The 11,305-nt window shown below is 64.4% G+C and carries 11 protein-coding genes; 5 read left to right on the top strand and 6 right to left on the bottom strand.

Going from position 1 to position 11,305, the window contains the following annotated elements:
* Positions 1–40: 40 nt before the first annotated feature.
* Entirely contained in the window at positions 41–1,291 is a 1,251-nt protein-coding gene (locus AC6H42_RS03650; protein WP_497547438.1) for an IS256 family transposase, read from the bottom strand.
* Between the two features lie 352 nt (positions 1,292–1,643).
* On the opposite strand from AC6H42_RS03650, the gene AC6H42_RS03645 reads away from it, so the two are divergent.
* Complete coding sequence (locus AC6H42_RS03645) at positions 1,644–2,177, top strand: DUF1993 domain-containing protein (RefSeq protein ID WP_057157187.1); 534 nt, start codon at positions 1,644–1,646, stop codon at positions 2,175–2,177.
* A gap of 24 nt (positions 2,178–2,201) precedes the next feature.
* Positions 2,202–3,047 (top strand): NAD-dependent protein deacetylase, encoded by an 846-nt coding sequence (locus AC6H42_RS03640; protein WP_497547433.1) that lies wholly within the window; start codon positions 2,202–2,204, stop codon positions 3,045–3,047.
* 24 nt (positions 3,048–3,071) lie between these two features.
* Here AC6H42_RS03640 and AC6H42_RS03635 read toward each other — a convergent pair whose 3' ends face one another.
* The 3 genes from AC6H42_RS03635 to smpB form a co-directional block, all read right to left on the bottom strand.
* Positions 3,072–3,641, bottom strand: coding sequence for a FlgO family outer membrane protein (locus AC6H42_RS03635; RefSeq protein WP_497547432.1), 570 nt, complete (start codon positions 3,639–3,641; stop codon positions 3,072–3,074).
* Positions 3,641–4,357, bottom strand: a complete 717-nt coding sequence (locus AC6H42_RS03630) for a hypothetical protein (protein ID WP_057157189.1) — start codon at positions 4,355–4,357, stop codon at positions 3,641–3,643. Before AC6H42_RS03630 ends, AC6H42_RS03635 begins: the two co-directional genes overlap by 1 nt.
* 100 nt (positions 4,358–4,457) lie before the next feature.
* The gene (gene smpB / locus AC6H42_RS03625) at positions 4,458–4,907 is read right to left on the bottom strand and encodes an SsrA-binding protein SmpB (RefSeq protein ID WP_057157190.1); all 450 of its coding nucleotides are present in this window, start codon (positions 4,905–4,907) and stop codon (positions 4,458–4,460) included.
* A gap of 92 nt (positions 4,908–4,999) precedes the next feature.
* Here smpB and AC6H42_RS03620 point away from each other — a divergent pair, with 92 nt between their 5' ends.
* From AC6H42_RS03620 to AC6H42_RS03610, 3 genes are all read left to right on the top strand, one after another.
* Positions 5,000–5,434 carry a type II toxin-antitoxin system RatA family toxin gene (locus AC6H42_RS03620; protein ID WP_057157191.1) on the top strand — a complete coding sequence of 145 codons (435 nt, stop codon included), beginning with the start codon at positions 5,000–5,002 and terminating at the stop codon, positions 5,432–5,434.
* Between the two features lie 7 nt (positions 5,435–5,441).
* The gene (locus AC6H42_RS03615) at positions 5,442–5,720 is read left to right on the top strand and encodes an RnfH family protein (protein ID WP_229418299.1); all 279 of its coding nucleotides are present in this window, start codon (positions 5,442–5,444) and stop codon (positions 5,718–5,720) included.
* A 128-nt stretch (positions 5,721–5,848) separates the two neighbouring features.
* A complete protein-coding gene (locus tag AC6H42_RS03610) occupies positions 5,849–6,544 on the top strand; it encodes a DUF899 family protein (protein WP_497547431.1) in 696 nt (231 codons plus the stop codon).
* A gap of 151 nt (positions 6,545–6,695) precedes the next feature.
* Here AC6H42_RS03610 and AC6H42_RS03605 read toward each other — a convergent pair whose 3' ends face one another.
* Positions 6,696–8,951 carry a beta-glucosidase gene (locus tag AC6H42_RS03605; RefSeq protein WP_497547430.1) on the bottom strand — a complete coding sequence of 752 codons (2,256 nt, stop codon included), beginning with the start codon at positions 8,949–8,951 and terminating at the stop codon, positions 6,696–6,698.
* Positions 8,948–11,305 (bottom strand): GH36-type glycosyl hydrolase domain-containing protein, encoded by a 2,358-nt coding sequence (locus AC6H42_RS03600; RefSeq protein WP_497547429.1) that lies wholly within the window; start codon positions 11,303–11,305, stop codon positions 8,948–8,950. The genes AC6H42_RS03605 and AC6H42_RS03600 overlap by 4 nt, the downstream gene beginning before the upstream one ends.

Genomic DNA, 11,305 nt, shown 5'->3' with positions numbered 1-11,305 from the left:
GGGACCTGTCAGAAATTTTGTGTGCGGGGCCAAAGTTTAATTAGCTGATCGCGTTGGTGAAACGCTCCCCATACATGATGGCGAACTGGTTAACTGCCTGCTTCCAGGTTCGTGCAGGCATCTTCCAATCTTTTTCAATATTGCGCAAGGCCAGGAAGAGTAGTTTGGTAGCCGCGTCGTCGCTTGGGAAATGGCCCCGGTTCTTGACGATCTTACGCAGTTGCATGTGCAGGCTTTCAATGGCGTTGGTCGTATAAATCACGGTACGCACCTCCGGCGGGTAGGCAAAGAATGGGATTACCTGCTCCCACTGGCGCTTCCACATGGCCGCCACGGTCGGGAATTTGGTGCCCCAAGGGCCGGCCGCAAAGTCGTCCAGCGCCGCAGCCGCCACCTCGGCGTTAACGGCCTGGTAGACGGGTTTTAGCGAGGCGGCGAGCTCTTTGCGGTCCTTCCACGACGCCAGTACCAGGGAGTTACGGATCAAATGGACGATACAGGTTTGGATCTGCGCTTGCGGGTAGACTGCTTCGATCGCCTCCGGGAAACCGCGCAGGCCGTCGACCACGGCGATCAGGACGTCGTTCAAGCCCCGGTTTTTCAACTCGTTAAAGACCTTCAGCCAAAACTTGGCGCCTTCCGTTTGCTCAATCCACAGGCCCAGCACTTCCTTGCGGCCATCGGCGCGAATGCCCAGCGCCAGATACACCGCCTTGTTTTTGACGGAGCCTTCGTCCCGGATTTTCAGGCGCAGCGCGTCGAAATAAACGATCGGATACATCGGCTCCAACGGCCGCTGCTGCCATTGGACGACTTCCTCCATGACTTCATCGGTGATGGTGGAAATCAGGTCCGGCGAGACCTGCGTGCCATACAACTCCAGCAGGTGACCCTGGATTTCCCGCACGCTCATGCCCCGGGCATACATGCTGATGACATGGTCATCAAAGCCTTCCATGCGCCGTTGATGCTTGGCGACCAGCTTCGGCTCGAAGCTGGAAAGCCGGTCACGAGGGACATCCAACTGGATTTTCCCGCCTGGGGTTAGTACCGTTTTGGAGCTGCTGCCGTTGCGGTGGTTTTCGCTTGACTCGGCTTCGTTGGCCAGATGGTGGTTCAACTCCGCCGTCAACATGCGCTCGGCCAGCATCTTCTTGAGCTGGCCCGCCAGCCCGCTCTCGCCAAGAATCGACTCGGCGTCCTTGTTCTGCACCTGGGCCAGCAGTTGGTCGATCAGCTCGACGGGAAACGGCGGCGGTGCTCTTTTCTTCCTAGGTTTTTTAGTGGTCATTGCTTCGGTCATGGAACATCCCTTTCGGTATTATTTCATGACCCCGGACACACAAAAATTCTGACAGGCTCGTACGTCCGGTTACAGAAGAAAAACCGGGATCTGGCTAGCGATGTCGAACTGCTGAATCACTAGGAAGATTATCTCGCTAACAATGCTTATTCACTGCGCAGGCCACCCTTTATTCTCATTTCCTTTATGCCAGCTTCGGTTTTGTGGAAGCGGAGATCGATGAATCCGGAGAAATGAACGCCTTGATAACACTGTAAAACGACGCTTGTGCTCGGAGATATTGCTATTGCCTCTGCACAATGGCAGAGTGTAGCTTGTCGTCAATAAAACAGAGCTTATCGTGGGGACCACGCTTTATTCGGCCAGCGTGCCGGTGTTTATACATTACTTGCAGCAGCTACACGCTACGCTGCGCGTGGCGGAGAACCATGAGCGGCGCACCGGCCGGCCACTGGTGCGGGTGGCCTTGGCGGAGGGCATGTTTCCCTTTGCCCAGCAAGTGACCACCGCCTGCAGTTTCGCCGTGCGCGCCTGCTGCCCCTTGCTCGCATGCGACCTGCCGGTGCTTGGCGGCGGTGACCAGGACTGGGACCAGCTGCGCACCCGCATCGCTGCCACGGTCGATTTCCTCGAGGAGGTGCCTGCGGACCGCTTCAATGCGGCGGAGAAGATGCAGGTGGTAACCACGGCCGGACTGGTGTCGCCGGTGTTCTCGGGACGCGACTACGTGGTCTCCTACGCACTGCCGAATTTCTTCTTCCACCTGGTGACCGCGCACGCCATCCTGCGCAGCCACGGCGTCCCCGTGGGCAAGGAAGACTTCGACGGCTACCACCAGTACCAGGCCGGCTTCAGCTTCCCGCAGGCGAAGTAGCGCGCTTTCGGTTAGCATGGCGGCATGCAGATCTTCTCCGAACACGAGGCCGATGCCGGTGCTGATGAACTGGACGCCTTCCTGGGCCGCCACCGCAAAGTACTGGTGCTGACCGGCGCCGGCCTGAGTACCGCATCCGGCATTCCCGACTATCGCGACAAGGATGGCGTCCGGCGCGGCCGCGCCCCCGTGCAGGGGCCGGAGTTCCGCCGCTCGGACGCGGTGCGCCGCCGCTACTGGGCGCGCAGCATGGTGGGCTATCCTACCCTGGCGCGCGCCGCGCCGAACGACGGCCACCGCGCGCTGGCGGCCCTGGAGCACATCGGCAGGGTTGCCACCGTCATCACGCAGAACGTGGACGGCCTGCACCAGCGCGCCGGCAGCCGTAGCCTGATTGAGCTGCACGGGAATATCCACGGCGTGGTGTGCCTGGAATGCCGCGCCCAATATGCCCGCGCCTACATCCAGCAGCAACTCCTGCGCGACAACCCGCAACTGGCCGGCAGCGACGCCCGGCCGCTGCCGGACGGCGATGCGCAACTGGAGCCGGAAGCGCTGGAGTATTTCCACGTGCCGCACTGCGCGCACTGCGCCGGCGTGCTGCAGCCGGACGTGGTGTTCTTCGGCGACACCATCCCCAGGCCGCGCACCGAGGCTGCGCTGCAAGCGATGGCGGAAGCCGATGCGCTGCTAGTGGTGGGGTCGTCGCTGATGGTATTTTCGGGCTACCGCTTCTGCAAGCTGGCCGCCGAAAGCGGAAAGCAGATTGCAGCCATCAATGCCGGCGTGACGCGGGCGGACGACCTGCTTTCGCTGAAGGTCACCGCGTCGGCGGAGCAGGTGCTGGCGCTGCTGGCCAGCCGGGACTGACGTTCAGCGCCCGGTGCCCGGAGCTCAGTGCTGCATCAGCATCGAGCGAACGATGCCTTCCTTGGCCAGCGCGAAGTCATGCGCCGCCAGCACGAAATTGGTGTTGGGCTGGATGACCTTCACGTTCACGAACACCATGTCGCTGGTCTCCGCGTAGGAGCCCACCACGATGGCTTGTGCATTGTGCGTCTGCGCTACCTGGCCGATTTCACGGGTCAGCATGAGCTCGCCCTGGCCGCGTTTCAGGTAGACGTTGTTACGCAACTTCATCTCCACCATGTTCAGATTGCCCTGCGACAGGCGGGTGGAGATCTGCTCGGACACCAGGCGGCCCAGCGTGGTGGTTTGCTCCAGTGCGTCGATATTGACGACCGTGGCCATGATCAGCGGCTTGTCCGCCAACAGTTTGCCGTTCAGCTGCGACAGCAGCATGTCGGCTGCCTTGTAGTTGGAGGCGATGAACTGGTTGGACGACACCGTGGCGTAGTTGGTTTCTTCCTTGGCCGGGGCGCTGGAGCAGGCGCCCAGCAGCAGCGGCAGCGCGGTGGCGAAGGTGGCGACGAGCAGGGCGCGCAGCGGTGCGAAGTTGCGCATTATTGGTCACCCTTCACTTTGTAGGTCTTCATCAGTTTGGCTTCGGCCGGCACGTCGGGCGCAATGCCGTACAGCGTGCGGTCGCTGTCGGCCACATAATAGGCCGTGCTGTTGCGCGCGTAGTAGCGGTACTGGTCGGACACCGACACCGTCACCAGCAGCTCGGTCTGCGGCGTGTCGCCGGCTGCAAACTTGGCATGCTGATACTGGTAGGTGTCGATGGCGGCGACACCGGCGAGCAGGCCGGCCACCGGCTCCAGCAAGGTCAGCGCCAGCACGCCGGCGGTCAGCACGGTCGGCTCGCCCGGATAGCGGAACTGGGCGCGGCCCGGCGCGAAGGTATAGGCTTGCACATCGATGTCCACCTTGAGCGAACCGGCCGGGGTGCGCGAGACGATATGGCCGTCGCGCACCAGGGCCGACACCAGTTGCGCGGCCAGCGCACGCTGGAACGGCGATGCTTGCGGGGACGGCTCGGCGATGTAGAACGGCCGCGGAGGCGATTTCTTCAAGTCCGCCGCCAGGCCTTTTTCGATATGCTGGGCGATAACGCCCCAGTGTGCCGCGGCCTGCAGCGTGTATTGGTTGGACGTCGGGAAGTTGCTGGCGACGGGCACCGGGCTGTACGGCGTATGGGGAATCTGGGGCACTTGCTGGCCCGCGCAGCCGGCCAGCAGCGCGCCGGATATCAGGATTGCTGCGGTTTTCGTCACCATGTTCTTCCTCGCCGTCGTTAAAGAGTCTTGCCACGGCAGTTTACCATGGGAGTTTCTAGATAGAAACGCCTACGGAAGGAAGTGACCTCGAAGTGACATATTAACGACGATGCTGTTTCATGGCCGAAGCCACTTCGCGCGATGCGTCGCGGTCTTTCTCGGTGGCGCGCTTGTCGTGCTGCTTCTTGCCCTTGGCCAGGCCGATCTCGCACTTCACGCGGCCGCCCTTGTAATGCAGGTTGAGCGGCACCAGCGTGTAGCCGGAACGGGTGGCTTTGCCGATCAGCTTGTCCAGCTCGGCGCGGTGCAGCAGCAGTTTGCGGGTGCGCACGGCTTCCGGGCTGATGTGGGTCGACGCGGTGGGCAGGGCGCTGATATGGGCGCCGAACAGGAATAGCTCGTCGCCCTTGATGGTGACGTAGGCTTCCTTGATCTGCACGCGCGCGTCGCGGATTGCCTTCACTTCCCAGCCTTCGAGCACCAGGCCCGCTTCATAGCGGTCCTCGATGAAGAAATCGTGAAAGGCTTTTTTGTTGTCGGCAATAGTCATGGGTGGTGGGTAAAACAGTGCGGGTCGGTTAAACTACGGTTTCGCCGCGCGCAGAGCGCGGATAAACCAACATCATAGCAAACGGTAACACAATGGCAGTAGTGCACAAGTCGGTTATCCTGGGCTACAGCGCAGAACAGATGTTCGAGCTGGTTGCCAAGGTCGAAGATTATCCCAAATTTCTGCCTTGGTGTGGCGGCGTCGACGTGCGGGAACGCGGCGAAAATACCGTCGTGGCCAGCCTGGCCATCCATTATCACGGCATTCACCAGAGTTTTACCACGTCCAACGTGAATACGCCGCCCACCAGCATGAAGATGACGCTGGTCGATGGTCCTTTCAAGACCCTGGACGGCACCTGGACCTTCAAGCCGCTGCGCGAGGACGCTTGCAAGGTCGAACTGGACCTGCACTACGAGTTCTCCAGCCGCCTGCTGGAGCAGGTGGTGGGCCCGGTGTTCGGCATGATCGCCAACAGCATGGTGGACTCGTTCTGCAAACGGGCCGACACGGTATATGGCGGCTGACCAAATCATGGGCCAAATCAACGTCGAGGTGTGCTACGCCACCGACACGCTGCAGTTCCGCCGCGCGCTGCGGCTGGAGGCCGGCGCCACCATCCGGCAGGCGCTGGATGTGAGCGGCCTGGCGGTGGAAGTGCCGGGCATCGACCTGGCCGCGATGGCGGTCGGCCTCTACGGCAAGAAGAAGACGCTGGACACCGTGCTGCGCGAGCACGACCGGGTGGAAGTCTACCGCCCGCTGATCGCCGACCCCAAGAACGCCCGCCGCCGCAAGGTGCGCAAGAGCTGAATAGGGCTGTCAGCGCGGGATGCGCAGCCTAAACGCAGCGCCATGCCCGGATATGTGGGACGGCGCACGGTAGCCTTGGGCCGGGTGCGATAGCGTGGGCGATCTGACACTTTGCCCGGGAGCGCATTATGGATCAGCTCAAACCCGCCCATGAACTTGCCGCCGCCGCGAGCAAGCCCTATCCCAACGACAGCGCCGAGTACCGCGCCGCGCGCACCGCCTTGCTGGCCGAGGAAATCGAACTGCGGCGCCATATTGAACGGGTGGCCGAGCAGCGCCGCGCCTTGCCGCCAGGCGGTGAGGCGGCGGATTACCAGTTCAAGGATGAAAACGGCGCCACCGTGCCGTTGGCAGTGCTGTTCGGCAAGCATGACACACTGGTGACCTACTTCTGGATGTTCGGACCACAGCGCGACCGTCCGTGCCCCATGTGTACGGCCTTTCTCGGCGCACTCGACATCCCGGCGCGCGACATTACGCAGAAAGCGGCCATGGCGGTGCTGGGGCGTTCGCCGGTGGAGCGCCAGTTGGCCTTTGCGCGCGAGCGGGGATGGCGCAATCTGAAGTTCTACGCCACCGTCGGCGACGGCTTCGCGCGCGACTATCGCGGTCTGGCGCCGGATGGCAGCGAATGGCCGGCGCTGGACGTGTGGGTGAAGGATGGCGCCAAGGTGCGCCATTTCTGGGGCGCCGAGATGGGCGGCACGTCGGACCCCGGCCAGGATCCGCGACTCGCGCCCGATCCCACTCCGCTGTGGAATATTCTCGACCTCACGCCGGCCGGGCGCGGCAGCGACTGGTATCCCAGGCTGGCCTACGACTAAGCGCTGCGTCGCAGGCCCGCGCGAGCGGGCAAGGCGGGGCGGCCATAGGGGGCGCTGCCATGCTGTTCTTGTGCCGCCTCGGTGGGGCTTGCCTGCGGCTAATCCGCAGCTGGCTCGGGGCCGGCGCATCGCAGCCCCGGTTGCTGCCGTGCTATTGCGCGCCTGCCGGGCGGCCCCGGACGTCCACCGCGTGTGCGGGCAGGCGCAGGCGGACGGTGGCTGCGGGCGCGTCGGATGCGCTGGCCAGGATGATGTCGTAGTCGCCGCCGGCGATGCGCCACGTCTTGCTGGCGCTGTCGTACACGCCCAGCAGGCGCGGATCGACCGTCACCGTGGCGGTGTGGCTGGCGCCAGGGGCCAGCGCGAACTTGTCCCATCCGGCGAGACGCTGCGGCGCTTCCCAGCCGCCGGCCACCTGCGAATCCGGCGCAACCGGTGATTCGAGGGCAAGCGCTGCCACGTAGACCTGCGGCACGGCCTTGCCCGCCCGCGTGCCCGTGTTGCGCACGTTGAAGCTGACCGTAACCTTGCCATCCTTGAATTGCGCAGCCAGTCCGCCATAGGTGAAGCTGGTATAAGACAGGCCGTGACCAAAGGCAAACAGCGGTTTGCGGCCCTTCAGCTGGTGCCACTTATAGCCGACCGCCGCGCCTTCGATGTTGTAGTCGGCACGCTGCTGCCCAGCGTCGATGACGGGGCGCGGCAACTGTGTTTCGGCGGCGGGGAAGGTGGCTGGCAGGCGGCCGGAAGGATTCACCTCCCCGGTCAGCACGCGCGCTATCGCTACGCCGCCGCGCGTGCCCGGATACCAGGCCTGCAGCACGGCGCCCACGCTGCCCAGCCATGGCATGGTGACCGGGCCGCCGGTTTCCAGCACCACCACCGTGCGCGGATTGGCGCGCGCCACGGCGGCAATCAGCTCGTCCTGCCCGTTCGGCAGCGCCAGGGAAGCGGCGTCCACGCTCTCGGCTGTCCACTGCGTAGCAAACACGATGGCCACGTCGCTCGCGGCGGCCAGCGTGGCGGCGGCAGCAATGTCCTTGCCGTCCAGGTAGGCCAGGCGCGCCTTGCTGCGCGCGGCCAGCGCCTGCATCGGCGAGGACGGGTGGTACACCATGGGGCCGGGGAAGTGCGCCGGGCCTTCGTTGGGAACCGCCATGCCGCCGTGCGCATGCACCTGCGATGCACCGCCGCCGGACAGTACGCCCTTGTCCGCATGCCCGCCGATGATGGCGATCGAGCGCACGGCGCCGGCGAGCGGCAGCAGCGCGCCGCTGTTCTTCAGCAGCACCATGGCTTCCTCGCTGCCCGCCTGGGTCACGGCTGCGTGCGCGTTGAAGTCGATGCCGGATTCCGGCTCGACTGCAACCGGATGGTCCATCACGCCGTGCTTGAACATGGCGCGCACGATACGCTGCACCATATCGTCCAGCCGCGCCTGCGGCACGTGGCGGTTGGTGACGGCCTCCCGCAGGGCGTCACTGAAGTAGGCGGAGTGGTCGAAAGGCCAGCCGGACTGCTGGTCCAGCCCCGCGTTGGCGGAAGGGATGGTGGAATGCACCGCGCCCCAGTCTGACATTACATAGCCTTGGTAGCCCCAGTCCTGCTTCAGCACTTCATTCAGCAGGTAAGGGCTTTCGCAGGAATAGATTCCGTTGACGCGGTTATAGGCGCACATGACGGAGCCGGGATCGCCGCGCTCAATGGCGAATTGGAAGGCCAGCAGGTCCGACATGCGGGCGGCCGCGTCGTCCAGTTCGGAATCCACGGTGAAGCGGTGGGTCTCCTGCCCGTTGTAGGCAAAATGCTTGACGGTGGCGACGATGTGATTGGACTGGATGCCGCGCACCTGCTCGCCCACCATGACGCCCGCCAGCAGCGGATCTTCTCCCGCGTATTCAAAATTGCGGCCGTTGCGCGGATCGCGCATCAGGTTCACGCCGCCGGCCAGCATGACGTTGTAGCCGGACTGGCGCGCTTCCTTGCCGATCATGGCGCCGGACGCATAGGCCAGTGCCGGGTTCCAGGTGGCGGCCGTGGCCAGGCCGGATGGCAGCGAAGTACGCTCATAGGGCTGCTTCGAGCTGCTTTGCGTTGCCACGCCGATGCCCGCGTCGGCCTGCCATTGCGGCGGCAGGCCGACGCGCGGCACGCCGGGCACGTAGCCGGCCGAATCGCGCCGCGCTTCCTTCGGCGCGAAGTGGTTCTTCTTGGCGAAGTCGGTGGCGAAGTAGCCGAAGACGGTCTGGATCTTTTCTTCCGCCGTCATCGCCGCCACCATGCGTGCGGCGCGCTCGTCCGCGCTCGGGGCCGGCGGCACCGCCTGCGCGGGGCAGGCCAGCGCCACGGCCGCGGCCGCGGCTGCGACTGTATCTGTGACTGTACCCCGTGCGCGCCCCGTCCTCATGCCGGCACGAATACGCTGAGGTTGTAGGTCGCGCCCGGAGCGATATTGGCGATGTGGGCAGACGGCAGGAACTGGCCGGCGTGCATCACCATCACTTCCTTCACGTCCGTGCGGCGGATGTTCAGCACGAACTTCGCGCCCCTGAACATGCGCGTCACCTTGATGCCGTCCCATTCCGCCGGCAACTGCGGGTTGATGCGCAGGCCGTCGGCGTCGCCCTGCAGGCCGCACAGGCCTTCAATGAAGCAGCGGTAAGCCCAGGACACGGTGCCGGTGTTGAACAGCTGGCTGGAGCGGCCGGCCTGCTCCGGATACTGGTGATACGCGCCGCGATAGTAGTTGGGAATGAACACCGGCAGCTGGCCGCGCTGCAGATAGTCCGCCTCGCTCGGGCCGGGGATCATCTGGCGCAGCAGCTTGTAGGCGCGGTCCTTTTCGCCCACGGTGTACAGGCTGTAGATGTAAAACACCGAGGCGTGGTTGTATACGGCGCCGTTTTCTGCCGAACCGGGGTGCTTCTGCGTGACGCGGCCCACGTCTTCGCGCATGGCGCTGAACGGCGGCGCGAACATGGCCACGCCGTATGGCGTATTGAGCTGCTGGTCCACCTGCGCCAGCATTTTCGTCCGCTGCTCCGCGCCGGCGGCGCCGCCCAGGATGGACCAGGCTTGTGGATTGAGCCAGATGCGGCCCTCCTTGTCCTTCCTGGTGCCGAAGGCGACGCCGTCGTCGGTAATGCCGCGCGAGAACCAGTCGCCATCCCAGAAATGCTTGTTGGCGGCTGCGTTCACTGCGGCCGCGCCGGCGCGGTAGTGCTCGGCGCGCTCGTCGCGGCCCACTTGGGCGCACATGTCCGCCCACAGGTTCAGCGCGTAGGCCGTGGCCACGGTCAGCCAGCCGGAAACGCCTGTTCCCTTGTAGCCCACCATATTCATCGGATCGCACCAGTCGCCCTGGGCGATGAAGCTCAGGCCGCGCTCGTCGCGCGCTTCCAGCAGCCAGTCCATGGCGCGCGAGATGCGCTCGAACACCGACTGCTCCACGCCATCCTCGGCGCCGCGCACGGCGGTGCGCAGCAGTGCGTAGTCGGCCGTTTCGTCCAGGTAGGTCTTCAGGCAGACCGGCAGCCACACGCAGTGATCGGTGTGCGGCACCTGGTTGATGTACTTCAGCTCCGCGCCTTCCACCAGCAGGATCCCGTCCGGCATGGCGCCGTTCGGTTCCTGCTGCGACAGCGCGTGCAGGAAGGCCGCGCGCGTGACCTGGGGCTTGATGAAGCTCATGCCCATGTTGTCCTGCAGGTAGTTGCGGGTTTGCGGGTCGGTGGTCAGGCGGTTCACGTCGCCATGGTAGTAGACCTGGCGCGGCAGCCAATGGTTGACGAAATTGTCCAGTTCCGCGTCCGGCGTTTCGATCTGCAGCACACCCCGGCCTTGCTCAATGTACCAGGCGTAGTCGCGCTTGGCCTCGGCGAAACCGGCCTGGCTCAGGTACTTGCCGCGCATGGAGCGGATCTCCGCGTCGTCGAAGGCCGGGCCGAAGATGAAGCGCAGCGCGCGCTCCCCGCCGCCGTCCAGCGTAAGCCGGTACTGTACGGCGGCGGTGGGCGTTTCGTAGCGCGCGTCGCTGCGCGACAGTTCGTCCTGCCGCACTGCGGAAGGCGCGTGCAGGCCGCCTTCACCCTCGAACGCCTGCTGCATGGTTTCCCACGAATCGGGCGGCGTCTCGCACAGGAAGTAGGTGCGGTCCTTGAAGAACTTGTTCTTGAAGTAGTCCGCCACCTTCTGGTAGGGCGTGACGCAGCTGGCCACCACGCCGCCCAGGTCCACGCGGTACTCGGCGGACTGGTTCATCCACGACATGTAGCCGATCGGGAAATAGGGATAGACGCTGATCTTGCGCTGGCGGCCGGACAGGTTGACCACCTTGACCGACCACAGTTCCACCACGTCCTGCGTCGGCAGGCTGAGGGTCAGTTCGACGCGAATGCCAAGGTGCTCGACGGTCCATTCGATGTCGCTCTTGCCGACCGAGAAACGGAAGCTGTCGACCGGCGCGCGTACCGGCTCATAAGGGGCCGAGAAGAACTCGCCGGTCTCCTCGTCCTTGACGTAGACGAAGCGGCCCGGATGGTGGGCGTAGTAGTTCTGCTCCGGCTGCATGAAGGTCTTGGCCTCCAGGTTAGGCGCGTAGGCGTACTTGGCGGGCTCGGGCTGCATGAACTGCGCGGTGGCGTAGCCCCGGCAGGTCACTTGTATCATCATTTTCTGGTTCCACAGGAAGCCGCCGGCCTTCGGCATGGCCGTCGGGCTGGTCAGTTCGTAGCGGTCGCCATCGTGGGTTGGGCGTAGCAT

Source organism: Massilia sp. NBRC 108631, assembly GCF_059704565.1.
This window is presented reverse-complemented; position numbering and strand designations above follow the sequence as displayed.